The sequence below is a fragment of the Winslowiella toletana genome (genome assembly GCF_017875465.1).
Lineage (GTDB): Bacteria > Pseudomonadota > Gammaproteobacteria > Enterobacterales > Enterobacteriaceae > Erwinia > Erwinia toletana.
In genome coordinates this window covers 3047673-3073713 of record NZ_JAGGMQ010000001.1, presented here as the reverse complement: position 1 = coordinate 3073713, position 26041 = coordinate 3047673, and the positions used below count along the sequence as shown (strand labels likewise).

Below are 26041 nucleotides of genomic sequence, written 5' to 3'. Positions count from 1 at the left end.
AAATTCTCATTATAAAATATCGTCTTATATAAAAAAACGCATCTTATAAAAAAACATCATTACAAAACCCTGAAAAGTGCTGTATGTTTTTTAAGCAGGCGCAAATCCGTGCGTCAGCACTTACAAACTCATTTAAAAGGATCTAAGATGAGCAAATTACAGCATGAAATCGCGTCAAACAAAGCCCGCCTGAATAATGCTGACGATAAAAAAGCACAGCGTAAAATCCTTGTTGATAGCCTGCTGGATACTGTCTCTGGCGGCTGGATAAATGCCTTTGCTAACTGGACTAAGCGTATCTAATTGAGACTGCACGGGGGAGATTTCCACCCCCGTGTTTTCCCATGGAGGAGGATACACATGACACAGTTAAAAGGCGAAAAAATAAAGCATCTTGAAATAATTTTAAAAATTAGTGAACGCTGCAATATTAATTGTACTTACTGCTATGTATTCAATATGGGTAATACACTGGCAACCGATAGCACGCCGGTAATTTCTCTGGATAACGTATACGCGCTGAGGGGATTTTTTGAACGATCGGCTGCCGAAAATGACATTGAGGTTATTCAGGTAGACTTTCACGGTGGCGAACCGCTGATGATGAAAAAAGACCGTTTCGATCGCATGTGCCAGATTCTCTTGCAGGGTAACTACCGCAGTTCAAAATTTGAACTGGCATTACAAACCAATGGCATTTTGATTGATGACGAGTGGATTGCGCTTTTTGAAAAACATCAGGTGCATGCCAGTATATCGGTCGACGGACCAAAACATATCAATGACCGTCATCGGTTAGACCGTAAGGGGAAGAGCACTTACGAGGGCACAATTACCGGTTTACGCCTGCTGCAAAATGCGTGGCAGCAAGGGCGTCTGCCAGGTGAACCAGGCATACTTTCAGTGGCCAACGCCAATGCAAATGGTGCGGAGATTTATCGCCACTTTGCCGATACTCTCCAGTGCCAGCGTTTCGATTTTCTTATACCAGACGATCATCACGACGATAGCCCTGATGGCGAAGGTGTAGGCCGATTTCTGAACGAGGCACTGGATGCATGGTTTGCTGATGGGCGGCCAGAAATCTTTATTCGAATCTTTAATACTTATCTCGGCACCATGCTAAACAGCCAGTTTAATCGGGTGCTTGGTATGAGTGCTAATGTTGAGTCCGCCTATGCCTTTACAGTAACAGCCGACGGCATGCTGCGTATTGATGACACATTGCGTTCGACATCTGATGAGATATTCAATGCCGTTGGGCATGTCAGTGAATTATCGCTGGCGAGGGTACTTGAAACATCTTGTGTTAAAGAATATCTCGCGTTAAGCAGCAATCTGCCGACAGTGTGCGCAGAATGCGTATGGAATAATATCTGCCACGGCGGCCGTCTGGTAAATCGTTTTTCACGCACTAATCGTTTCAACAATAAAACCGTTTTCTGCAAATCGATGAGATTATTTCTTAGTCGCGCTGCATCGCATCTTATGGCATCGGGCGTGGATGAAAAAGAAATCATGAAAAACATTCAAAAATAGCTGGAAAGCATGATGAAGATGATAATAACCTGGTTATTAAACCGCTTATATTTTGTATTCGCCTTTAGCACGACACTATCCTTTGCTGATATGGAAAAATCCGTAACCTTAACGCTGAGCTTTGATCAGCTTGCCACCCCGCATGCAAATTTCGTCATCAATGGCACCCCGGTCTATGCCATGGTTGATACGGGTTCTTCATTTGGTTTCCATCTTTATCAAAATCAACTTAATAAAATCAAAGGATTAAAAAAAGAACGTACATATCGTAGTACTGATGGAAAAGGTAAAGTTCAGGAAAATATAGCGTATCTGGCTAAATCTCTCGATATGAATGGGTTGAAATTAAGAGATGTCCCCGTCACTCCATTTAAGCAGTGGGGGCTGATGATCTCTGGCGAAGGTGAATTGCCGCAGAGCCAGGTCGTGGGGTTAGGTGCATTTAAAGATAAACAAATATTACTGGATTATAAGGGGAAATCACTCACCATTGGCGACAACATCGCTTCTGAATCGCAAATCAAAGAAAATTTTCAGGAATATTCTTTTCAAATGTCTTCCGATGGCATGATCTTTCAAGCCGAGCAATCCGGGCATAAGTATCATCTGATTATGGATACAGGTTCCACCGTTTCCATAATCTGGCGTGAGAGACTTAAATCCAGACAACCTGAGAGCTGTCTTATTGTCGATCCTGAGATGGATAATGAAGGATGCGAGGCACTGATGCTGGAAACGAAATCGAAGAATGGCAAAATCGAGCATTTTGGCGCGGTCATTGTAGCCGGTGACTTTGAACATATGGGCAATATTGATGGACTTATAGGTAACAACTTCCTCAAAAGCAGAAAGCTATTGATAGATTTTAAAAATAATAAGGTTTTTATTTCCGATGACAACAGAAAAGGATGATGAGTCAGTCTTTCGTGCCGAGGCATTGCAACATAAGCGTGAGGGATGGTTTGGCCCTTCCCGTCTGCATGTCCCGTCAGGTCTCACTATTTTTCTGATAACCGGCCTGATAACCGGCATTTTCACTGTATCCATTATTACGTTTGGTTCGTACAGCGAACGGATAAACGTCACCGGAATGGTGGCTTATGATCCTCCAGCGGTGGCGTTAATGGCACTACGTGATGGGATAATAACCCGTTCCTCTGCATTTGAGGGAACAATCATAAAACGCGGCCAGCTGGTTTTCACGGTAAGCAGTGATATTCATACCAACCTTGGCCCTGCCAACGTTGAAATGATGGCGCTGTTAAAAAAGCAACGTGATGCACTGTCTAAAAAGCTTGAGATCACCATTAGCAATGCTCAAAAAAATAGTCTCTATCTGGCCAGTAAAACTAAAATAAAACAGCAGGAAATTAACAGCCTGGAAGCGTTGATACAAGAAAGCGAAATTCAGAAGGAATGGTTCGCAGAAAAATCCAGGCTGTATACCCACTTAAGAAAAAAAGGCATCGCGCTTGATTCGGATCTGATAGACAGGCGAAAAGATTATTATTTATCAGCAGAAAGTTTATCTTCATCGAAGGTAAGGCGGATCACTCTGCAAGGTGAGTTGCTGGAGTTACAGAAACAAGCGTCATCTGTAGACAGGGATTTAAATGAAAAAAAAGAATCCTTTATTATAGAACTGGCAACCATTGATCAAAGGATTCTTGATGCTGAGAAAAACAAAGAATATTTAATTGTCGCCCCCTTTGATGGCGTCATAACCAGCGTAAGCGCACATATTGGTGAAAGGGTAACAGCTGGACAGAGAATAGCTGTGCTTGTGCCGCAAGGCGCAACGGCAAAAGTTGAGCTACTTTCGCCTTCTGATTCAATTGGTGAAGTCGTCAGAGGGTTGCAAGTAAAAATGAGAGTGGCCGCATACCCTTATCAGTGGTATGGGAAAATCCGTGGCGCGATAGAAGCGATATCGGTAGCACCAGTCAATATGACATCCCCGGCACAGGCAAAGAGTGATTATAGCGGCAAAGGACTTTTTCGCATCATTGTCACACCAGAGCTGACAGAGCAGCAATTGAATATTTCGCTTTTACCTGGCATGGAGGTCGAAGCGGAAATATATGTTAAAACCAGAAAAGTTTACCAATGGTTATTTATACCTGTCAGGCGGGCATATGAACGTGCAACGGACAGCATGGAATAGAGATGCAATATAATATCAGCGCATTTTTTCAGTCTTTTAGCAAAAGGCTACCGGTAATAATGCAAACAGAGGTTACTGAGTGCGGATTAGCTTGCCTGGCAATGATAGCCGCATGGTATGGTCGCAAGACAGATATTTACGGGATGCGAAAACTTTTTGACGTCTCAAGTAACGGCATGACATTAAGGCAAATAATGACAGCCGCAGGACGAATAAACCTGAATGCCCGTGCAGTGCGGCTTGAGCTGGAGGAGCTGAGCAGCACTAAACTTCCGTGTATTTTGCACTGGTCATTCAACCATTTCGTGGTGTTGAAAAAGATAAGCAAAAAAGGCGCTATCATCCATGACCCCGCATCCGGAAAGAGAATTATCAGCATCAATGAACTGTCCAATAAATTTACCGGCATCGCTCTGGAAGTGTGGCCTCAGGCCGAATTTAAAAAAGAAAAAATCAGCGAGAGTATTACTGTCAGCGATATGTTTCGCGGCGTAGACGGACTTGGGCGTGTGCTGTGTAAAATTCTTCTGTTATCACTGTTTATCGAGATTCTGGCCCTTTCTGTTCCTCTTGCCTCTCAATTTATTATTGATATTGCGTTAAAGGCAAGCGACCTCAACATGTTGAATTTTATTATAACTGGCGTCGTTTTTCTGCTTATCCTGCGTGCGATTCTTAGTATGGTTCGCGCCTGGACGCTTATGGCGATACGTTATTCACTTGGCATCCAGTGGAGCGCCGGATTTTTTAACCGCCTGCTAAAGCTGCCGGTGGCCTTTTTTGAAAAGCGCCATGTCGGAGATATTGCCTCGAGGCTGACTTCGCTAAATGAGGTGCAGGAAGCATTTACGGCAGAAATGCTTACTTCTCTGCTCGACGTACTTATTCTGCTGGCGCTGATCGCGCTGATGTTCGCTTACAGCCCATTTTTGGCCATCATATCCCTGCTGATGGCCGCTGTTTATCTGGGGGTGAAATTAATGTTCTATGACACCTGCATGGGGGCGAAAGTTGAGGCGATAGCGCATGAAGCCCAGCAATCATCCCACTTTCTGGAGACTGTGCGCGGCGTGGCAGCGGTAAAAGTGTTTGATTTAGCTGAATACCGGCGTAACGCATGGCTTAACCGGGTTATTGATACCGCGAATGCACGCGCTCATCTGTTAAAGATAGATCTTATTAACCAGACGCTTTCGGCTCTGCTGACGGGTCTCTCATCGGCAGCGATCCTGTTTATCGGCGGCAGCCTGATGGAAGCGGGCATAATGACCGCGGGTATTCTGTTGGCTTTTCTGCTCTATGCAGATATGTTCCTTACCCGTTCAGTGAAGGTGATAAATTCGCTGTTTGATTTTCGTCTGATCTCGATCCACACGCAGCGCCTGACAGATATTGCTGCAACCGAAACAGAAAGTGCATGGAATCCGCTAAATCCTGTACGGCTTGAGAACGTATCCGGCCAGCTAACCCTGAGTGCGCTTTCATTTCGCTACAGTGAGGCGGAACCCTTTATTTTCGAAGGGATAGATATGGAGATCAAACCGGGCGAGAGCGTAGCGATTATCGGCCCATCAGGCTGTGGTAAATCGACGCTTCTCAATGTTATGGCGGGTCTGACTCTTCCGCATTCAGGAGAGATATTTATTGATGGCGTTAGTGTCCGCCAGACTGGTATTGACGAATACCGTCGGCACACGGCGTTTGTCATGCAGGATGATAAATTATTTGCAGCCTCACTCATGGATAACATCACTTCTTTTACCCCACAGCCTGATATTGACTGGATGCATGAATGCGCCACGGCAGCGGCAATCCATGATGAGATTATGGCGATGCCGATGCAATACGAAACGATGGTGGGTGACATGGGAAGTATTCTTTCTAGCGGACAAAAACAGCGCGTGTCGCTCGCCAGGGCGCTGTACAAGCGTCCCCGCATTCTGTTTCTTGATGAGGCCACCAGTGACCTGGACGTTATTAACGAGCGGAAGATCAATGAAGCGGTAAAACAGATGCCTGTTACACGGGTATTCGTGGCTCACCGGCCAGAGATGATTGCTGTCGCCGATCGGGTTTATAACCTGAGAGATAAAACTTTTGTGCCATCAGGCTATGAGGTTACAGATTAAGCGGTAACGTCACACATTAAGCTATACATCCGCAGTTGAAGAAAGTGGGAAGGCGTCTGATGCAGGTTATAATTGCAAATGCTGCGCCTTCCGCCTTATCTGCTGCATGGTTATATTTTCTGCATCAATCTTCCACAGAAGAAAGGGTGCTTCCATGATGCAGAAGACAGAATTATTCTCCGACCAGCCGGGCGATGAAGGGCTGCCAGGCCGCGAACGTGGTTTAGCCATGGCAGCGGTAATGACCACCACCACGATGGCGGTATTTGACGGTTCAATGGTCAATATCGCGTTACCGCAGATCGCCCGTTCGCTGGAAGTTTCCGCCGCATCAGCAGTCTGGGTCGCCAACGGCTATCTTTTATCGGCGGCAATGACGCTGGCGATATTTGCCGCGCTGGCAGCCCGGATAGGGTTTCGCACACTGTTTACCACCGGGCTTCTGCTGTTTACGCTGGCATCCCTCGGCTGCGCATTATCGTCGTCGCTTGATATGCTGGTTGTGATGCGCTTATTGCAGGGCATTGGCGGCGCCGCAACCCTGAGTATTGCACCCGCGATACTGCGCTCGATTTTCCCTAACCGTCTGCTCGGCCGCATTCTTGGGCTCAATGCGCTGCTGATCGCCGCCAGCACCGCTATCGCGCCGGTGCTGGGCGGAACCCTGCTGTCGACGACAGGCTGGCAATGGTTGTTCGCCATCAATATTCCGCTGGGCCTTATCGCGATGATACTCAGCTTACGGGTTATCCCTGGCAAACAGACGTCAACGCGAGAACCATTTGATATCGCGGGCGCTATTCTCTCGGCGGTGATGCTGGGCGCACTGATTATGGCGGCGAACAGCTTTTCCCGGCCTGGTGAAGGAGCACTTGCACCAGAGACGCTGAACACAGCCATCACTTACGGACTGACTGCGATTATTGCTGGCCTGGCATTTATCTGGCGTCAGCGCCGCGCGGCAAAACCGCTGCTGCCGCTGGATATGTTCGCTTCTGCGCGCTTTTCACTGGCGGCGTTAACCTCGCTGGCATCCTTTATCAGCCAGGGGATCACCTTTGTGGCTTTACCGTTTCTGTTCCAGAGTGTTTATGGTTACAGCGCCTTTGTTTCCGCCCTGCTGTTTATCCCGTGGCCGCTAGGTATTGTGCTGGCCGCGCCGCATGCGGGACGACTCGCCGACCGCTACCCGGCGGCGATTATCTCGACTGTCGGATTATGTGTTTTTGCTGCCGGGCTGGTGCTGCTGGCGCAACTGCCTGAACATGCGCAGGCGTGGGATATTGGCGCACGCAGCCTGTTATGCGGCATCGGCTTTGGCTGCTTTCAGAGCCCGAATAACCGCGAGATACTGTCAAATGCGTCGCGCGTCAATAGCGGCTATGCCTCTGGTGTACTGGCGATAATGCGCACTTTTGGCCAGTGTCTGGGCGCGGCGTTGGTTGGCGTTATTTTGTCGCTGTATGTCCTGCCGCTGAACAATCCGCTGCAGGAAGCGCTGGCGGTAAGATTAAGCCTCTGGGTGGCGGTGGCTGCGACGGTTCTGGCGATGGTGATGAGTTTTAGTCGGGTGTGGAGGGGACGGGGGTGATTTTTATGTTATCAATTTCTACAAACTTATTGTATATATAATATAAATACACGCAAAATTCATATCATATATACTATGAAATAGATGTAAAATCATTGCATATACGATATAGAAGATAATGAAATGTGGAATAAAGATCTTAAAATCAATCAAGTAGACAGATTGCTCAGCAATATGACGAGCAGTCGGGAAGCTAAGCGTCCAAAAAAAGGGTGGGTAAACCTGATCAGGACGGCACTTGGTATGAGTGCTCGCGCGCTCGGCGACCGCACAGGACTGAGCCAGTCACGAATCGCCCTTATCGAAAAAGGTGAAAGCGAAAATTTGCCACAGTATTTTCCGATACGTGAAGGCTGTTGATAGTATCTCCACTCGTTTATTCCATAAACTAATAACAGCCAGTAATCAGCGATGATTGACGCCTGTTGTTCTAAAGAATATTTACCGTCACCTAAAGCATATTTGAGAAATTCGGAATACATTTCGCCCATAATATCAAGGTGGCCGGCCATCGCATCAATGGACAGAAAAATATTGTGGTAGATAAAGGTGAATATCTGCTTGTTGCTACTGGCTTGGCCCTTGATTTGTTTTGCAACTTCTTTATCTAAAGGGGAAAGTTCATCCCGCTGTACACCCTTGGATATTTCTGAAAAACTTGAGCGCATTAAAGCCTGCTTTTCTGCGGGAATGTTCTTAGCAAACAAGAACTCATTAATTTGATTGACGATTTGAATTGCATAAAAAACACATTAATCATTCCGTTTTTAAATTTATAATCAATGAGTTACGCTGAGTCAATTAATAAATTGCCCTTATCGATGCGATAAAGGCACTCGCCTTAATTGGCATCAATTATTACTATAGCAAACGATTTATAGCCATCGTCACATGAACTAGCCTCCATGTTATCGCACCTCCCCATCCCTCCCCTCAACATAAACCCCACCTTTCAAAACATACTCCGTCCCCCCATCGCGCGTCGTACGCACAGTAAGCAACCGCTCTTTATCAATGCAGTTCTTTGGCGGCGGAATATCATCAAAGCAAAGCCTGTCCTCTTTTCCCAATTCTTTATAGCCATCGCCAAAGGCCATAACATAATACGATAAATCCCCATAAGTGTTCTCTAAAGGAATTTTATACTTACTTAAAATCTCTGCCTTGTTCTCTTTCCACCACTCAATCCTCTGTATATCCGTTACAGGTAAATGGTCAACAAGTATAGTCGCGCTATAATTTGTCATATGTACATCAACGACCTTAACCGGGCGTGATAAGTAATTATCAAATATAACAAATACCGCGACTGCGATAACAACACCAAAAGCTACAATTTTTTTCATCTCGATCCGCCTTCTATCACTAATGTAGTCTCCATATCTGTCATAAAAGGTCTGAATCCAAACTTCTCGTAACGTTGAAGTACAAACCAGATCCTGAAGAATCTAAACTGATTAAACTTGGTTTTCATTATATCATTGTTATCAAGGCCAAAGTGATCTTGTGCCTGATACTGCACATTTGCCTTCCAGCGGTTATGGTTCACTTCTAAATTTATCAGCTTGATACGCATCGCATGGATATCATGCACAGTTATGCCAAGGCCGTTGATGTTATCAGAAAATCTGGTGAATTTAGGCAACACAGTGACTTTTAATGCATCCGAGAACGCTCCCAACTTTGATTCTGGGTAACCTTTTCTTTCATAGTCTACATTTTTATTTATTATTGATTTAATAGTCTCAAGAGAACTCTCTTTAGATTTATTCAGAGTAATCTGGTTTGCCAGCGCCAAATTAAAAATAGAATCCCGAAATGATATGCCATTTTTATTCTGCATATGCGTTAACATTCGGTTAATCAGCTGCTTATATGGGCTGTAAAAGGAGAAAGGCCAGGACAATACGCGCATTTCATCAAAAAGAAGATTAGCGCACTCTCTGATGGTTAATTTCTCACCTCTTCCGCTTCCATAAACGTTGGCGAATCTTGATCTCGGCGAATCAAAAGGAGTGAGTCTGGTAAGCGTATAAGGATCTGCTACTTCAGAAATAGCGTTAAGTTTAAATTTTTCTTTTAATTGAGATGATGATAAATCGCCATATCGCATATCTTCCGCAGTATAGTCTTCAAATTTCCTTTGTGTGGTAAATATTGTGGCAGGTAACTTTAGCATTTCCATGATAATTACTCCCTGTAATAATCTGTTCGCTATTAACCCGGCTAAAAACTTATCCCGGCAGCGTCCAGCATACCGAATTATTAAGTAAGATTAAATAGTTGCCCAGAACGGGCGCAGCACATTCTACGGCCTGACTGATGGCCACTTATCAGGTTCAGAGGAACTTTTCATATAATGAATAAATTACTATTAAACAATCAGTTAAATGGAAATCTTGCAAACAGCAGGCAAAAAAAAAGCCACCTCACGGTGACTTAATTTTTCATACTCATATGGTGCCGAAGGCCGGACTCGAACCGGCACATCTCTCGATGGTTGATTTTGAATCAACTGCGTCTACCGATTTCGCCACTTCGGCACGAAGAGTACGCGGAAAACGTTGGGGATTATACCGTTACACAAGGTCTGCGCAACCTTAATCCTCGGGGTTGCGATCTGAGTGCTGAAAAAAACAGCGCAGTCGCCAGCAAAGCCGCACTTTCCCTGCGTTCAGCCACTGGTCTCACCCATACAGATAAATCCCAATTCCCCCTTATTTCCCCTACCCCCCATCCCGCCACAGGAACTTCTACACTTAGCCAAAGTCGGAAAGTCTCTAATAGCAGGCGCAATGCCTTTTTCTGTCGGCATTGTGCGTAATACAGTAAACAGGGGTTACCAATGAACAAGTCCATTCAGCGGGTGTTACTGGCTCTGAGCATCTCATCAGCGCTGCTGGCGGGCAATGCCGCTGCGGCCAGCTGGCAGGATCAGCTGAACAGCGCGGCATCGCAGCTCGGTCAGCAGAATAACAGCAATACCGCTAGCAACACTGCACAAAGCGGCACTTCGCTCTCTTCCCTCTCCGGCCTGTTAACCGGCGGCGATAAAGCGGTAAGCGCTAACAGCATGACTAACGCCGCTGGCGTGCTGGAATACTGTGTGAAAAACAATGTGGTGGATAATAATGTCTCGTCGGTGAAAAACCAGGTGCTGGGCAAACTGGGTCTGAACACTCAGCAGGAGAAAACGCAGCAGACCGATTATCAGCAGGGCCTGATGGGGCTGCTGAATACCGGCAACGGTCAGCAGCTGAATCTGAAGAGCCTTGGCGACACCGAAATGGGCAAAAAGGTGAAAACCAAAGCCTGTGATGTGGTGCTGAAGCAGGGTAAGAACTTTATTTCTTAAGTTGCGGTACGGGCGGCGAGAACGCTGCCCCTACGGTTTTTGATTCCCTGGATTCAGGCAAAAAAAAGTCCCTGAGCAGTAGCAGGGACAAAGGGAAATACAAGGCGTTGCAGCGCCACTCAGGAGAACGGCGGCGGGTCTTTCTTATCTTTATTGGCATTTTCCATCGCAATTTGCACGGTATCAGTGGCGGCAGTTATCCCCCAGCCGACCGGGCCGCGCGCCGCGCTTAATGCCCCCTCTCCCAGCCCTTTCAGGCCACCAGTAAACACTTCGCCCAGATCGCGCGCTTCGCCAATATTGTTAAAGGTTGGCGCCAGCACCGATTTCAGGATAGGGATATTGGATAGCACCTTACCAATCTCGCCCATTCCCCACTGGAAGTTATCTTTATTGGTGCCATCTTTGCGCACATGAGTATCACTGGTTTCCGGCAGATTTTTGTTGTCCGGCAGCATCTTCAGACCCTGCTCAGCCACATCCTTCAGCACACCGGCTTCAGTGCCGTGACGCGCATCGCCGTCTTTAGTGATCCCTTCGATCTTGTCATTAGCTGAGATTTCCGTCCGCTCGCTGCCGTCGCTGCCGTTCAGCCCTTTAATGCTGTTCAGCACACAGGACATATTGTAAGCAGCATCGGCGCGACTTTTCGGATCCTTATTGTCTTCAGTCCAGTCACCAAAGCGCTGTTTCAGCTCATCGCGCTTGATGTCTTTCTGATCGCCAAGGTTCTTCAGCACCGGGTTGTCATCGATAATCTGATCGGCAGTACGGTTATCACCGACCGGACGCCCCTGCAGATTCTCTTCGCTCGGTTTGACGGTAAGATCCTTCTCGCTGGAGCGAATATTAGGATCGGCAGTACCGCTGCCCGCTGCCGACTCTTCCGGCAATGCGGTGGCCTCCGCTTGCGCGCCCTCAGTATTACCTGCGCCCATCGACTGCATCAGCGCCTGCATACCCAGCAGCATCAGCATGCCCTGCAACATTCCGGCGCCGTTCTGCTGAGACAGCTGCCCGGCGCTGCTCTGCTTACCAGACAGCAAGCTACTGTCAGCGATGCCGCCGCCACTGCCACCGTAGCTGATGGTGCTGGCATCTTTCTTCAGCGATAACTGGCCCGATGCTGCCGGGCTTTGCGCGCCGGGCGGCATCTTTATATCGCTCAGTATGCCGGGAGAGAGACCTCCCCCGTTACCTAATTGAATTGCCATCGAATAGTTCCTCCGGGCTTAGACCTGAGACTGATTCTGTGACTGGCTCTCGGCCTGATTCTGGTTACCGCCACCGATCATCTGCATCAGCGAATTCATACCCAGCATCATCAGGGCATTTTTCAGCATATCGCCCAGCCCGCCAGACTGCTGACCGCCGCCTGCGGCTTCACCACTGTTTTCAGAAGCCGCAGCATTCGCCGGAGCAGCAGCATTGCCAGCGCCCTCGCCGCCCGCAGCGCCTTCAGGTGAAGCAGCATTACCCGCGCCACCCGCACCCGCAGCGCCAGAAGTTCCCGCCTCACCGCCCTGCTTCGCATCGCCGCCCATCTGCTGCATCATCGCCTGCAACAGCTGCTGCAACATCTGCATCATCTGCTGCATCATGCCCATCATGCCGCCCTGCGAGTCACTCTCACCGCTGGCGCTGCTCTTCTGCGCCAGCGATTGTGGCTGCACCGCGCTGGCGGCATTGGTGCCAAAGGTCACCGGCGAGGTGCCGCTGCTCTGGCTCTGATTAGAGACATTCTGCTGGCTCTGCGATGATTGAGTCAGCTGACTCAGCAGCGCCAGCGCATTACCGCCCGCACCCAGTCCGTTAATTGCCATTGTTGCCACCTCCGCTCTGGTTGCTGTTGCTGCTGCTGTTGCCGCTGCTCTGCATGCCCATCAGCTGCATCATCATCTGCATCATCTGCTGCATCATCTGCATCATTTGCTGAGCCATACCGCCGCCTTCGCTTTTAGCTGGCTGCGCGGCAGACTGCTGCTTAGGCTGTTGCTGAACCTGGTTCTGCTGGGATTGTTCACCACCACCCAGTAACTGTTGCAGACCCAGCATCATCAACAACTTAGATGCCATTGACGCCAGACCGCCACCACTGCTGGCAGACTGCGACTGGCCAGAACCCGTTGCAGTAGCAGAGTTGCTGGCGCTGGCAGAATTGCCACCGCCGCCAATACCGGTCATCGAAGCCAGCGTACTGGCGCCTCCCGCTACGTTCATCGCCTTACCGGCGTAAGAGAGTGGACCGCCACCGGCCTTGCCGGACGCAGCGCTATCGGCTTTCGCCGCCGTGTTTGGGGTATCAATTTTGCCCGCAGCTGTTGCGGGCGGAGTATCAATTTTACCGGCGCTGGATGCACCGCCACCTATTCCGGGAAATTTCATTGGATAACTCCTCGAGTAAACGTAATCGTTTTGAATGTTTTTGAGCCGCAACCGGTTACCACCTTTACAGTTTATGGTCGCCTGCATGCCAATTTACTTACATTTAACTGACATTTCGGGCGGTTTTTCAGGTTTCGACTCGATTAATAGGTGGGCGATGCTATCGATGAGTTCCAAATTAATCTCAGCAGCGTTCCGTTGTCTGATGGTCATAAAAGTTTCACCGCATCAACCGCACTATCGGCCACTTAGCATAATTGATTGTATTTACGCTTATTCTGTCGGTCGCTGTAAGGATATCCCTACAGGGTCATGGATAATCCCTACACAACTATCATCCAGGACTGATAGCGCAATCAGGCAACCATGGGCGAGAGTAAAGCTGACTTAAGATTTGTAATTTTTTACAACAAGACTTACATCAGCTCAGCTTCACTATTGCTTCAAACAGGATTGCTTTAACGCCAGCATGTTGGGATCCGGCGTTTACGTTAAGCCACTGGAGAATTTATGGTTGGTCTTACTAAGACTCAGATGCGCAGCAGCGCAGATGAGGTGAGCATTGATAACAGTTCCGTCATCAGCACAGCGGCGAACAGCTGCTCGCCGCAGGCCGATATTCACAATCATCTGCATAAAATTGTGCAGACCATCGCGCCGCTGAAAATCGATGTGCTGCTGCAGGGTGAAACCGGTACCGGCAAAGACACACTGGCAATGCGCATCTACCGCCTGTCCGGCTGCCGCGGGCCGATGGTGCCGGTTAACTGCGCGGCGATTCCGGAGACGCTGGCGGAGAGTGAACTGTTCGGTGTAATGTCCGGTGCATATACCGGGGCGAATAACTCGCGTGCCGGCTACATCGAAAGCGCCAATAAAGGCCTGCTGTTTCTCGATGAGATCGACAGCATGCCGCTGACGGTGCAGGCCAAGCTGCTGCGCGTGCTGGAAACGCGCGCCATCGAGCGACTCGGCAGCACCAAAAGCGTCGGTCTTGATCTGCGCATTGTCGCCGCCTCGCAGACGCCGCTGGAGCAGCTGGTGGAGCAGGGACGTTTTCGCCGCGACCTGTTCTTCCGCCTCGATACCATCAAAATCGACACGCCAACGGTGCGCTCACGTCCAGAGCTGATTATTCCGATGTTCCGCCGCTTTACCCATGAAGCGGCGCTGCGGCTGGATCAGCCGCTGCCCGGACGCTCGCCAGCGCTGGATGAAGCCCTGCTGTTGCACAGCTGGCCGGGCAATATCCGCGAGATGAAAGCCGCCGCCGAGCGTTTTGTGCTGGGGCTGCCGCCGCTCTGCAGTAGCGAACTTAAAAAAGAGGAGGGGCGCTCGCTGCTGAAAGACCGTATGCGCCGCATTGAGCGCAGCCTGATCCATGACTGCCTGCGCCGTCACGATAATCGCATTGATGATGTGGTGCATGAGCTGGGTATTCCGCGCCGTACGCTGTATCACCGTCTTAAGCTGTTAAATCTTGATAGCTGAATAGCTGCCCACCTGAATCAGACCGGTGGGCGATGCCCTTTTCTTCCTGCCCGAAAAAAAAATCCTCTTTTGCTGGAACTGCCGCCCGCGCTTCGCCACTTAATCAATGCAACATTCATGATGAAAACTGATCCTAATTAGCGAGGAACACACTATGTCTGCCATTACTTCATTGTCGAGTTTGATTACCAACGCAGGTTCTGCCTCAAGCAAACTTTCTGGTGCATCCAATGGCGCGGACTTTATGTCTGGCGCGCAGGAGATTCAGGGCACCATGCAGAAGAACCAGCTGGACAAAATGGCGCTGGATGCAGAAAACCAGCGCATTAACGGCATCGCCGACAGCGCCGCGCAGGCCGGTTCCGCCGCTGCGCAGGTTAAAATTCAGTACTAATTATCGCGTTCCGGGAGGGGACCTCTCCGCTCCTCCCACTTTTCCCTGCATGGAGTCGTGCCAATGAAAGTCACTGAAGCAAAACCTGCACTTACTTCTGAACCGGTCGCCTCAGTCGAGATGTATCCGGAACCGGCCAGCCAGGACGATATTCACTGGTTTTCCTCGCAGCTGAATAAAAACGCCGCCGCCCCGGATAACAGCGTGGCCGCCACCTCTCCCGGTATGATGAACGGGATTACCGAATCGATTAGCGGCAGCCAGCGCGCGCAGAAAGAGGCATTTCACGATCTGTCGATCGCCTCGAAATCCTCCAACCCCGAGGACTTCGCCAAAGCGAATGCCCAGCTGTCCAACTACTATATCGAGAGCCTGATGAACGCCAAAGTGATCTCCAAAGGCGTGCAGTCACTCGATAAACTCACCAACCTGCAGTAGCCCTCTTATGCCTGCTTATCTGCTGAAAGCGCTGTTTGCCGTGACCTTAGCCATGCTGCTGTCAGCCTGTGGCGATCAAACCCTGCTGAACAGCGGCCTGTCGGAAAATGATGCTAACGATATTGTCGCCGAACTGGATCGCTACCATATCGAGGCGCAAAAAGAGGTGGCGAAAGAAGGGGTCAGCGTACTGGTTAACCGGCCCGATATTGAACGCGCGGTAAATATCCTGAGCGCTGCCGGTTTACCGCGTAAAGCGCGCACCAATTTAGGCGAGGTGTTCCAGAAAAGCGGCGTGATCTCCAGCCCGCTGGAGGAGCGCGCACGCTATATCTATGCGCTGTCGCAGGAGGTAGAAGCAACCCTGGCGCAAATCGATGGTGTGGTAGTAGCGCGCGTGCATGTGGTGCTGCCGGAGCGCATCGCGCCCGGTGAGCCGGTGCAACCGGCCTCAGCCTCGGTATTTATTAAATACCACGACACCCTTGATCCCGACGGTATCGAGCCGCGTATCCGCCGGCTGGTCGCCACCAGTATCCCGGGGCTTGTCGGGCGTGATGACCGCGATCTGGCGATTGTGTTTGTACCGGCCAAAGCCTATCAGGATCATGTCGAGGTGGTGCATCTTGGCCCGTTCCAGCTGACGCCAGGCACCTATTCACTGATTAAAATCATCACCCTGGTGATCGGCATACTGCTGCTGCTGGGCGTGGCGATTATGGTGCTGAAACCGGGCAGTCGTCTGAAGAAACCGGCGCTGAATAATGCCGGACAGGGCAAGTAATTTGCCATGAACGATGACGAACTCAATCTGAGCTGGCTTAGCTGGTGGCAGCGCGGCTTCTGGTTGCAGGCGGATCGCAGCTGGCATAACAGCCGCTTCGCCACCCTCTCTGATGAGCAGCAGCAGCGCTTTCTGCAACAGCATGCGGTGGTATTGCAGCAGTCACTGGCGATCCCGCCGACGCCCGTTACGCCGCCGCAGCCGCTGGTGCTGGCGATTAGCGCGCTAACGCCGCAGGGCCGTCAGCTGCTGCTCGATCTGGTTGCCGAGATCTGCGGCTGCGCCACGCCGCTGCCTTCAGAGATGAAAATCTGGTGCCGGCGGCTGGCGAAAGGTTTGCGCCCTGCCAGCTGGCTGCCGCCAGCGCTGTTTGCCAGCGGGCAGGCTGCCGACAGTCTGCAGCTGCTCCATGCCCTGTGGCCCGCTGGCTGGCCACGTCTGCAACTGCTGTTTCCACAGCCAGCGGTGAGCCGTTCCACCCCTCCTCCTGCGATTGCCGCCGGACGCCTGCAACCGTTATGGCAGGCCGCGCTGTGGCAGTGCCAGCGTCATGATCTTATCGACCATCAGCCGGGCGACTCTTATGTGGAAAGTTAGAAAAATCAGCCTGCTGAACGGCGAGCCAGCGACGGGGAATCTGCTGCGGGCGCAGGAGATCGCCACGCATCAACAGGCGGAAGCGATCCTCGCACAGGCGCAGCAACAGGCGCAGGAGATAGTGGCGGCGGCGCAACAGCAGGCGGCGCAGCACATTGCCGAACAGCGCGAACAGTGTGAAGCCCGCTTCTGGCAGCAGGCCGACCAAATGTTTAGCGACTGGCAGCAACAGCGCCAGCAGGATCAGCAGCAGCTGGTTCCGCTTGCTGAACAGCTGTTAAGCCAGGCGATAAGCCAGGTGCTGGATGATTTTACCCCGCAGCAACGTTTTCGCGCGCTGTTACAACAGCTGTTGCGTCAGCACTCACGCCAGCAGCAGGCGACGCTGTGGTGCGCCAGTGCGCAGCAGGATGAAATCTCCAGCTGGCTGGCGCAGCAACCACAGCTGGCGTGGCAGCTGAGTTTTGACGAGCAGCTACCGGTCGATCAGCTGCGGCTGGTTACCGAACAGGGTGAACTGCAAATCGGCTGGGCGGCGTTGTGCCAGCAGCTGGCGGCCCAGCCCGGTTAAAAAATTTGCCATTAGCGGGAACTGCCTTGCTTCAGGTGCCACTTAAATCTGGACCTTAAAGTGAGGAGTTTTTGCCATGAGTTCAAACGATCTGCTCCAACGTCAGTTAAGCACGCAACAATCCCGTACCCATCACGACGCGTATCAGTTCGCCAAAGAGATGTCCGGTGAATCGTCGTTTAACGTCGCCGATATGTACGCCTTCCAGAACCAGCTGCAGGATATGTCCAACGCCGGTTGGGCAAGCTCGCAGTACACCCAGTTTAAGTTCGGTATCCGTAAGTCAATTATCGATGCGATTAACTGAGTTACCCACGGCAGCACAGCGCTGCCGTTTTCGATCGTCCGGCAACAAGGAGTTCGGCGTGTTTAAGTTTCAACTGGTTCCTGCGGTATGCCGCATCGTCGCGGCCATCACCTTGCTGGCATTCAGCATCAGCTCCGCCAGCGCCCGCGCGCCGGAAGAGTGGAAAAACGGTGCTTATGCCTATTCAGCCGATAACACTCCGCTGAGTATTATCCTTGAAGATTTTGCCAACAGTTTTGGCGTCGAGATCAATCTCGGCACCCTCGGCGACAGCAATATTACCGGCAAGCTGCGCGCCGACAGCCCGGAGGCGTTTCTCAATCGCCTGTCGCTTGAGTACCGCTTCCAGTGGTTTGTCTATAACAACACGCTGTATATCAGCCCGCAGTCGGCGCAAAGCTCGCAGCGACTGGAAATCTCCCCGGACGCCGCACCGGATATCAAAGAGGCGCTGCGCGGCGTCGGCCTGCTGGAGCCACGTTTTGGCTGGGGCGAGCTGCCGGATGAAGGCGTCGTGCTGGTTACCGGGCCACCGGAATATGTGCGTCTGATTGCTGATTTCGCGCGTAAATCCGAAGAGAAACCGGACGCCAGCAACAAAGATATGATGTCGTTCCCGCTGAAATACGCCTCGGTGGCCGATCGTAATATCAAATACCGCGACCAGCAGCTGCTGGTGCCGGGTGTCGCCACCATGCTGAATGAGCTGCTGGGACAGAGTAACAGTGCTACCGCCAGTGGCCAGTCCGGCAGTCAGGACGGCGGCGACAGCGGAATGGATCAGATGCAGCAGCAGTCGCAGAATATCCTTAATCAGATGGTGCAGCGCGGCACCTCGCGCCTTGGCCGCGAAAAAACCAAATCACTGAGCAGCTTACAGGGCACCGTCTCGGCCGACGTGCGTAATAACGCCCTGCTGGTGCGCGACGATCCGAAAAACCGCGCCGCCTATCAGGCGCTGATCGATATTATCGACGTGCCGCAAAAGCTGATTGAAATTGATGCGGTGATTATTGATGTCGATCGCAGCGAACTGCAACGCATCTCCAGCAGCCTGGGCGGTCAGTTCGGTAACGTCAGCGGCGCAACCAATCTGCTGGCCGGTTCCAGTACGCTGTTTATCTCCGATTTCTCGCGCTTTTTCGCCAGTATTGAAGCGATGGAAGGCGAAGGCACCGCGTCGATTATTGCTAATCCTTCGATCCTGACGCTGGAGAACCAGCCCGCGGTGATCGATTTCAGCGATACCGCCTATATCCGCGCAATTGGCGAGCGCGTCGCCGATATTCAGGCGGTGACCGCGGGCACCAGTCTGCGCGTCACACCGCGCGCCATCAGCGGCCACCAGAAGTCGTCGATTCAGCTGATTGTCGATGTCGAAGATGGCAAGCTGGATAAAAACGATGATGGTGAGGCCGAAGGCACCAATAACGGCGTGATCAGCACCCAGGCGCTGGTCGAAGCGAAACGCTCGCTGGTGATGGGCGGTTTCCACACCAAACAGAGCGGCGATCGTGAACGCCGTATTCCGATCCTCGGCAGCATCCCGATTATCGGTAAGCTCTTTTCCTCAACGCGTCATGAAACCTCGCAGCGCGAGCGGCTGTTTATTATCACACCGCACCTGATTGGCGATCAGGTTGATCCGTCACGCTATATCGCCGCCGAATCACGCGAGCAGCTGAATAATGCGATGGACGAAGTCAGCCGTCGGCATAAATACACCGATATGAAAGAGATGGTGGAAAATGCGATGCGCGACCTGGCGCAGAACCGTATTCCCACCGGGATGACCAGCGGCGGCAGCGGTCTGACGCTCAGCTCGCTGTGCAATATCCCGTCGGCGTTCCACAGCGATTTCAGACGCCATCAGTGGTACGGCAATAAATCGGTGCAGATCTCGGTTGGCGTGATCACCAATACCAGCAACCAGACGCAGCGTTTTGATGAAGCCGCCTGTCGCAGCGACCGCACGCTGGCGGTGGCCAGCTGGCCGCGATCGGCGCTGAAACCCGGTGATTCCGCCGAAGTGTATGTGGCGTTTGAACCCAACGGCACGGTGCGTCCATCACGGATGTCATTGCTGTCCGCTGCTGGCGGCGCGCCCGCAGCGGTAAGCACGCCAGCTACCCGCGACAGCAGCCGCATGCTGACACGCTAAGGAGAGAGAGAATGTTGCCTAAATTGATCATGCTGGGCCTGCTGGCGACGCTGCTGAGCGCCTGCGCCAAACCACCTGCAGGCTGTAATTCGGTCTCCTGCCGTCCGCAGTCGGATCTGCACCAGCTCACTATCTGGTGGCAGCCGGAGCTGCGTAACGGGCCTTATGATTTCACCCAGGTGCCGGTGGAAAACTAACCGCTGTTAAGCCCCCTATACCGGGGGCTTATGGAGAAGAGTATGCCATTCAAACTTCCCCTGTTAGCCGGCAACCGCGCGATGCGCGGGGTGCAGGCGCGTAATACGCAAACGCCATCAATCCCGTTACGCCAGATAAACACGCGTCCACGGCAGAACGCCGGGGGATCGCTGCTGCAGGATGGCGCCTCCAGCCAGCCCGCGCCGCCACTCAGACAACAGGGGACGCAGCCGCGCCAGAGCAGCGGCTGTGGATTGCGCAGCAGCCTGACGCGGCTGCGTGAACGGTTGCAGTCCAATGGCAATAAACTGCAGAAGCGACCGGGGCCACAGAGCCGCAATAATGCGCCACTGCCGCCGCGGCCTGAAGAGAATCTGAATACCGCGCAATTTACCCGTAGCAGCGCCCGCCCCCAGCCCGGGGCGGCAACGCGCGAGCCAGAAAGCTACACCCGCGCCAGCGCGCTGCAACGTACTCCCGGCGCGCAGACCCGACCACCAGCCACTACGCCGCCTGCCGTGCAGCCCCGTCCCTCCGCCAGCACCACGCCAGCGCCAGCCACCACCTCAAGACCTTCGCGCCGGGAAACACTCGCCAGTACGGTAATGGACACCATTGCGGAACTGCCGGAACTGGAGGCATTAATCAATAATCCGCCCGCTCCGGTCAGTAAGCCGCCCTCGCCGCTGCTGGAACAGGCGCAAGGCCAGCGCCCCGAGCACCCCACGCCGTCGCTCAGCGAAAAGGCACGCGGCAAACAGCCGGAAAACGCCCGCATTGCGCCGCAGCAAACGCGTCAGGCCGCTACGCCGCCGAAACTGGCCACCATTGCAGAAGAGAAATTCAACGAGCTGGAGAGAAGCAAGCTTAACCCCATGCAGCAGGTGGCGCTGGACGCCGCCGAAAGTGATCGCGCTGAACAAAAAAACCGGCTGCGCCCGCAGATCGCCGGGCTGGCGCTGGATGGCAACGGCAAGCTGACGGTAACCGATGCGGTATCAGATAACCTGCGCAATATCCTGAATGAGACGGTGGCGCGGCCACGTCACACGTATAAGGCGCACCAGGCCAGTGACGATAACAGCCAGCATCTGCTGCTGGATGATCGCAATCGCCTGTTAAGTTTACAGGGATCGAAAACGGCGTTTATCGGCCTGACGCAAAGCCTGCCCGCGCCCGCCGGGCAGCAGAACCATGCCGCGCTGCTGCGCAATACCGCAACACCAGGGGAAGCGCTGCATAGCCAGCTGACCGGGATATTCAGCCATGAGCGCGAAGAGGGTGATGGCCGGGTAAAAGATCTGGTCAGCGAACAGCTGCGTGAGCACGGCGGTCGTCTTTATCGTCTTGATGAACAGAAGATGCACTGGGATCAGCTGGATAAAGATGAAGAGAAAAGCTTCAGCAAATTAACCAAACAGCCGAACGGCATGCTGTATGCCATTCACGACAGTAAAACCCTGTATAACCTCTCTACCGGCGGCGAATCGGAAAAATTTAAACAGAAGATCACCAGCTACTGCACCAACGAACAGGGTAATGCGCTGTTGCTGCTGAAAGACGAGAAAACCGCCAAACAGTCAGTGCAATTTCTCAGCGCACTGGATGCGGAAAGCGAGCCGGACAGCGACAGAACCAAACCACAGAGCATTGCGCTGAAAACGCAGCAGGGAGAAACCACCAGCGATTTTCATGCCACCGGCATCACCCTGCACAATAACCAGCTGTTTGCCATTGGCAGTAACGGCAAGCTGTACAGCAGCGCAGCGCCAAAGAAAGGCGATAAAGAGCTGCTGCTGCAACAGGACAGCGAAAAATCCGCCCAGCTGGCGGCCCATCTCGGTGAAAAATACAGTGTGGAAAGCTTTGTTAACCATGGCGACGGCAAGCTGCTTGCGCTGGTGAAAGATGCCACTAATGAGCGCCACGCCTGCTCGCTGGACGCCAGCGGCGCATTCCGCCCCGACTGGAATCTCAGCGCCAGTCTGGTCATGGATCATCATGAAGGTCTGCTACGCCCGCGTCCGTTGCCGCAGGATAATGTCGATCTGGGCCGTCTCGGCCAGGTGATGATCCATGATGGCAAAATCCACGCCTTTAATAAAAACTCCCAGCGCTGGGAAGCCAGCTTTGAGAGTGCTGATAATATCAAGCGCGGCCAGGACGGCCAGGCATATGTGCTGAAAGACGGCATCGCCTCACGGGTAAAAGTCAGCCTGAAAAGCGACAGCATTGGCGGCAGCAACCATCAGTTCACCATGCGCCAGATGAAAAGCAACCTGTCGCTGGATGAGCCACTGGTGGGCATTAACAGTCAGAATAAAGCCAGCGCCATCGCTCCGCTGGATGCCGAGCGGTTTGTCGCCCTGAGCGAAGACGGCGAATTGCAGTTTCACCGTAATCTCTCCGGCAGCCGCCAGCCGGAAAAGCTGATGCACACCCTGACCAAAGATGGCATCGATAACTGGCTGCCCGCCAGCAAAGCGGGTACCGCTGAAAGTATGCCAGCCAGCGGTGTCGGCAATACCCTGACCGATGTCGCCATGGATCAAAAACAGTCGCTGTATACCCTCGATGAGCAGGGCAAGCTGTATACCATGCCGAAAGATCACTGGCAGACCCGGCATACAGAACAACCCGCGCCGGGCTGGCAGCCGGTAGCGCTGCCCGACGGGCTGGTGGAACTGGCAAGCCTGCATAATGTTGCCGACGGTTCGCTGATGGTGGCGGATAAAGACGGGCGCAGCGCGATTCTGCAACTGGCCGGGCGTCGGCTGAACGCCACGGTTAAACAGGGAGAAAACGCCGCAGGCGCGGCGTCCAATCCCGCTGCTGAAGGCCAGGTCACCAGCCAGAATGCAAAACAGGTAGCCGATGCCGACCGCTGGCTGGTACAGCCGGACTACGATCCGGATAAAAAGCTGGAAGCTAAATCCCATCGCCGCCGCAAAGAGAAGGCCTGGGAGCGTCTGGATGACGCCACCAAAAGTACCCGCGTGATGGGCATGACCATGAAGCGCGAAGCTAATCTGTTTGGTATGACCGGCCGCGACGGTAACCATATCAACAGCCGCCTGCGCGACCGTCTGCGCGCCCACGTTTTTAACCCCACCCTCGCCACGCCGCGCCCGATTAAAAATGCCGGTTACCATATGCAGCATGACTGGCAGGGTCGTGAAGGGCTGCGCCCGCTATATCAGCATCAGGGCGCGCTGCACAGCGAGATGAAGGCGCTGATTGCCGCGCCAGCGCCTGCGGCACCACGTGCTAATTTGCAGGATCGCCTGACCGCGCTGGAAAACAGTTCGTTTAATCAGGCGCTGATTGAAAATCTGAAAACCTTCAGCGATGGCGTCACCGACAGCGCGCGCCATCAGACCAGCCTGCTGGGCCAGCATAGCGGCGCGCTGCAACCCGATCGCACCGCCACCAAAGATTTCTCGCCATCCCGGCTCAACGCCTTTACTCAGGCGCTGAATATCAATAGCGACGACAGCAATCTGGTTAACGATCTCGCCACCCTGTATCAGCGCTATCCGATGCGTGCGGAAAATGACAGCCATACGCTAATGGATACTCTGCAGAATCAGGGAGTGGTGGTGCGGCATCAGAAGCAGAATCCGCCGATGAATCGTCAGCGTGATCCTTTTGATGATACGGGATTGTCGAAATCCCGCCTGATCCTCGACGGCATCACCATGAGCAAACTGCACGAGATGGTGGATGAGATGGAAGGACTGGCGGGAGATAACCAGGCTATCGCGGCGCATTCGAAGGATCTGCAGGAGCGCTTCCGCGTGCTGCGCGATGAAACCTACGGCGAGGATCCGATACGGAAAGCCACCAGCCAGGGTTTTGTCAGCAATAAGCATCTGGAAGCCTGCTACGACTCAGTGAAATCGATGACCAATGCCTTCAGTAAGCCGCATCACGGTATCAATATGACGACCCGTACGGTGCTGAAAGCAAAGGATCAGGATCAGATGACCGAGCGTCTGCATCGCACTATTACCTCGCTGGAGCCGGGGGAAAATATGGGCTTTGACCGATCCTATGGCGGGCTGTTAACCCTGTCGGTGATCCCCGGCGGTGAAGTGATCGGCATCCCCGGCCTGCGCGGCAATCTTGATCGCACGTATAACGCCAGTTTCTCGCGCGGCGACAGCGGCATTACCGTCTCCTTTAGCCGTAATGGCGGCGGCACCGGCACCGCTTTTGGCGCCGTGGGCTGGAACCCGATTAGCGAAGCGGACGATTACCAGAATATTAAGGCCGATCTTGGTGATGGCAACGCGATCATTCCGTCGGCACGCCTTGGCGGCATGATCTCGATGGCGCTACAGCGGCAGATGCAAAACAGCATTAGCTTTACCATCAGCGAAGCGGAGCTGGAGCCATTTATCAGGCAGATGACCAGCGGCGAGCTGAACCCGCAGCAGCTGATCGATCGCGGCGTCGGCCACCGTATGAAACATGGCACCACCCTGACCTTCAATGTCGATGCGGCATTGATTGCCGCCGCCGGTGGCGGCGCATCCCTGCCGGTGGGCGGCGGCGACTCCGCCACGGTTCGCGGTACGGTGGTCGCGCAGACCGGGGTGAATCTGGCCTCCGCCCAGCGCGACCGGAATGTTACCCGCACGGATGGCGGCCAGACTGATGGCCGCAGTGATAACCGTATGCGCTTTCTTAACAATGCCAGCGCCAGCGCCGGTATTGCCGGCGGCGCCGGGATGACCACTAACGCCGCATCTAATCTGCGCGTGCCGCTGTTTGGCGTTAGCAGCACCAATATCCAGGTCAGTATCGATAATCGTACCAAACAGAGTATGAGCATCGATATGGCCAAAGTCGAAGCGCCTGAACAGCGGCAGCTGGATAAGCTGCTTGAGCAGATCGGGTTAAATTTCGATGATGCCGAACTGAACAAGCTGGTGCAGGAGATTAAAGACGCCGATAAGCCGCCGAAGAAGCCAGAGGTGGAGCTATCAGCGCAGATGAAAACGCTGAATGAGCAGCGCTTCCTCGATTATCTGAATAACCCTGACGGCAAACCCGCGCTGAGTAAGGATGAGCGGAAAAAGCTCGATGCGCTGGAGAAAAAAGCACTGGATGCTTTTGAGACCGCAGCCGAGACCACAGCTGAAGCCGCAGCCAAACCAGCCGCCGCCAAAAAGGAAGAATTTAACACCTCAATGCTGCCTGAAAAACAGGCGGTAAAGCAGAAGCTGGAGAAACTCACCACCCATTTGCTCACCATGACGCCGGACAACAACGGCCAGTACGGCGTGATCAATAGCGCTAAACAGCTGCGGTTGCAGCAGCAGGCGGCGGATCTGCGTTGTCAGGCGATGAACAGCGCCGAGTATCAAACCACCTATAACAACTTGCATAAGATCGACAGCAACAATCTGATGCATGTCCTGCACAGCCTGATCGCCAGCGAGCTGCCAGCGAGTAATGCGGAGCGCATCAGCCAGTTTATGGCTGAGAAGCCGATGCTGAAAGAGGTGATCCGCGATTTGCAAAAGCATAGCGATACGCAGGCGGTGGTGACGCTGGAGATGAAAGACAACAAGAAATTTGAAACACAGGAACTGTGGCTGGATCACCGCACCCAGCCGCAGCAGATAGAGAAGCTGTTAAAGGATCGCAATAATCTGCGGATCAAATCCATCGGCTTTACGGAGACCAACAATAAGCCGGAAGGGATCAATATTCCGTTGCTGGTCACCGGCGGATCGAGCAAAGGCAATGTCAGTATGAGCCGTAATCTTGGCAAGATTAACTTTAGTTATGGTGAAGATCAGGCAACCCCGCACTCGTTTTCGCTGGAGGGTGAAATTGCCTACGCCAGCCAGGATGTGGTGAATGCTCTGACCAATGCGGAAGTGCAGGATAAACGCGGTGTGGTTTAGAATAGTTAACAGGAGAGCG

Annotated in this window: 23 protein-coding genes and 1 tRNA gene; 18 read left to right on the top strand and 6 right to left on the bottom strand. The window is 52.7% G+C overall.

The features are described from left to right. Nucleotides 1-147: 147 nt before the first annotated feature. The 7 genes from xyeA (at nucleotide 148) to J2125_RS25285 (ending at nucleotide 7783) form a co-directional block, all read left to right on the top strand. Nucleotides 148-303: a XyeA family cyclophane-containing RiPP triceptide gene (gene xyeA / locus J2125_RS14220; protein ID WP_017801003.1), complete on the top strand. Its 156-nt coding sequence runs from the start codon at nucleotides 148-150 to the stop codon at nucleotides 301-303. 57 nt (nucleotides 304-360) lie between these two features. Further along, entirely contained in the window at nucleotides 361-1539 is a 1179-nt protein-coding gene (xyeB, locus tag J2125_RS14215) for a cyclophane-forming radical SAM/SPASM peptide maturase XyeB (protein ID WP_017801004.1), read from the top strand. 9 nt (nucleotides 1540-1548) lie between these two features. Beyond that, complete coding sequence (locus J2125_RS14210) at nucleotides 1549-2451, top strand: hypothetical protein (protein WP_241763948.1); 903 nt, start codon at nucleotides 1549-1551, stop codon at nucleotides 2449-2451. Further along, the gene (locus tag J2125_RS14205; protein WP_017801006.1) at nucleotides 2432-3703 is read left to right on the top strand and encodes an HlyD family secretion protein; all 1272 of its coding nucleotides are present in this window, start codon (nucleotides 2432-2434) and stop codon (nucleotides 3701-3703) included. The genes J2125_RS14210 and J2125_RS14205 overlap by 20 nt, the downstream gene beginning before the upstream one ends. Before the next feature lie 2 nt (nucleotides 3704-3705). Next, nucleotides 3706-5832 (top strand): peptidase domain-containing ABC transporter, encoded by a 2127-nt coding sequence (locus tag J2125_RS14200; protein WP_026111678.1) that lies wholly within the window; start codon nucleotides 3706-3708, stop codon nucleotides 5830-5832. Between the two features lie 154 nt (nucleotides 5833-5986). Continuing rightward, nucleotides 5987-7423 (top strand): MFS transporter, encoded by a 1437-nt coding sequence (locus J2125_RS14195; RefSeq protein ID WP_017801008.1) that lies wholly within the window; start codon nucleotides 5987-5989, stop codon nucleotides 7421-7423. Between the two features lie 123 nt (nucleotides 7424-7546). Then, nucleotides 7547-7783 carry a helix-turn-helix domain-containing protein gene (locus J2125_RS25285; RefSeq protein WP_157819461.1) on the top strand — a complete coding sequence of 79 codons (237 nt, stop codon included), beginning with the start codon at nucleotides 7547-7549 and terminating at the stop codon, nucleotides 7781-7783. 548 nt (nucleotides 7784-8331) lie between these two features. Here J2125_RS25285 and J2125_RS14180 read toward each other — a convergent pair. The 3 genes from J2125_RS14180 to J2125_RS14170 all read right to left on the bottom strand — a co-directional run bounded on the left by J2125_RS14180 (nucleotide 8332) and on the right by J2125_RS14170 (nucleotide 9966). Then, nucleotides 8332-8769, bottom strand: coding sequence for a DUF943 family protein (locus J2125_RS14180; RefSeq protein ID WP_017801010.1), 438 nt, complete (start codon nucleotides 8767-8769; stop codon nucleotides 8332-8334). Beyond that, nucleotides 8766-9608 (bottom strand): DUF3289 family protein, encoded by an 843-nt coding sequence (locus tag J2125_RS14175; RefSeq protein ID WP_017801011.1) that lies wholly within the window; start codon nucleotides 9606-9608, stop codon nucleotides 8766-8768. Before J2125_RS14175 ends, J2125_RS14180 begins: the two co-directional genes overlap by 4 nt. Nucleotides 9609-9881: 273 nt before the next feature. Then, nucleotides 9882-9966, bottom strand: a tRNA-Leu gene (locus tag J2125_RS14170). A 302-nt stretch (nucleotides 9967-10268) separates the two neighbouring features. On the opposite strand from J2125_RS14170, the gene J2125_RS14165 reads away from it, so the two are divergent. Then, nucleotides 10269-10778 carry a YjjA family protein gene (locus J2125_RS14165; protein ID WP_017801012.1) on the top strand — a complete coding sequence of 170 codons (510 nt, stop codon included), beginning with the start codon at nucleotides 10269-10271 and terminating at the stop codon, nucleotides 10776-10778. Between the two features lie 119 nt (nucleotides 10779-10897). Here J2125_RS14165 and J2125_RS14160 read toward each other — a convergent pair whose 3' ends face one another. Genes J2125_RS14160 through J2125_RS14150 form a run of 3 tightly spaced genes read right to left on the bottom strand, consistent with a single transcriptional unit; the run spans nucleotide 10898 to nucleotide 13163 of the window. Beyond that, nucleotides 10898-11992, bottom strand: a complete 1095-nt coding sequence (locus J2125_RS14160; protein WP_100229617.1) for a hypothetical protein — start codon at nucleotides 11990-11992, stop codon at nucleotides 10898-10900. A gap of 18 nt (nucleotides 11993-12010) precedes the next feature. Then, the gene (locus J2125_RS14155) at nucleotides 12011-12601 is read right to left on the bottom strand and encodes a hypothetical protein (protein ID WP_017801014.1); all 591 of its coding nucleotides are present in this window, start codon (nucleotides 12599-12601) and stop codon (nucleotides 12011-12013) included. Then, nucleotides 12591-13163 (bottom strand): hypothetical protein, encoded by a 573-nt coding sequence (locus J2125_RS14150; RefSeq protein WP_017801015.1) that lies wholly within the window; start codon nucleotides 13161-13163, stop codon nucleotides 12591-12593. The genes J2125_RS14155 and J2125_RS14150 overlap by 11 nt, the downstream gene beginning before the upstream one ends. Before the next feature lie 510 nt (nucleotides 13164-13673). Between J2125_RS14150 and J2125_RS14145 the strand changes: the two genes are divergently transcribed. From J2125_RS14145 to J2125_RS14100, 10 genes are all read left to right on the top strand, one after another. Beyond that, nucleotides 13674-14654, top strand: coding sequence for a sigma 54-interacting transcriptional regulator (locus J2125_RS14145; protein ID WP_017801016.1), 981 nt, complete (start codon nucleotides 13674-13676; stop codon nucleotides 14652-14654). A 154-nt stretch (nucleotides 14655-14808) separates the two neighbouring features. Further along, complete coding sequence (locus J2125_RS14140) at nucleotides 14809-15048, top strand: hypothetical protein (RefSeq protein WP_017801017.1); 240 nt, start codon at nucleotides 14809-14811, stop codon at nucleotides 15046-15048. A gap of 63 nt (nucleotides 15049-15111) precedes the next feature. Continuing rightward, entirely contained in the window at nucleotides 15112-15486 is a 375-nt protein-coding gene (locus tag J2125_RS14135) for an EscI/YscI/HrpB family type III secretion system inner rod protein (RefSeq protein ID WP_017801018.1), read from the top strand. 7 nt (nucleotides 15487-15493) lie between these two features. Continuing rightward, the gene (sctJ, locus tag J2125_RS14130; protein WP_017801019.1) at nucleotides 15494-16270 is read left to right on the top strand and encodes a type III secretion system inner membrane ring lipoprotein SctJ; all 777 of its coding nucleotides are present in this window, start codon (nucleotides 15494-15496) and stop codon (nucleotides 16268-16270) included. Nucleotides 16271-16276: 6 nt separating this feature from the next. Beyond that, nucleotides 16277-16867, top strand: coding sequence for a hypothetical protein (locus J2125_RS14125; RefSeq protein WP_017801020.1), 591 nt, complete (start codon nucleotides 16277-16279; stop codon nucleotides 16865-16867). Further along, nucleotides 16854-17438, top strand: coding sequence for a type III secretion system stator protein SctL (gene sctL, locus J2125_RS14120; protein WP_017801021.1), 585 nt, complete (start codon nucleotides 16854-16856; stop codon nucleotides 17436-17438). Before J2125_RS14125 ends, sctL begins: the two co-directional genes overlap by 14 nt. 76 nt (nucleotides 17439-17514) lie before the next feature. Beyond that, nucleotides 17515-17745: a hypothetical protein gene (locus tag J2125_RS14115; RefSeq protein ID WP_017801022.1), complete on the top strand. Its 231-nt coding sequence runs from the start codon at nucleotides 17515-17517 to the stop codon at nucleotides 17743-17745. Between the two features lie 58 nt (nucleotides 17746-17803). Further along, complete coding sequence (gene sctC, locus J2125_RS14110; protein ID WP_017801023.1) at nucleotides 17804-19906, top strand: type III secretion system outer membrane ring subunit SctC; 2103 nt, start codon at nucleotides 17804-17806, stop codon at nucleotides 19904-19906. A gap of 11 nt (nucleotides 19907-19917) precedes the next feature. Beyond that, nucleotides 19918-20103: an HrpT family type III secretion system protein gene (gene hrpT, locus J2125_RS14105; protein WP_017801024.1), complete on the top strand. Its 186-nt coding sequence runs from the start codon at nucleotides 19918-19920 to the stop codon at nucleotides 20101-20103. 42 nt (nucleotides 20104-20145) lie between these two features. Beyond that, nucleotides 20146-26022, top strand: a complete 5877-nt coding sequence (locus tag J2125_RS14100) for an AvrE-family type 3 secretion system effector (protein ID WP_017801025.1) — start codon at nucleotides 20146-20148, stop codon at nucleotides 26020-26022. Nucleotides 26023-26041: the final 19 nt, after the last annotated feature.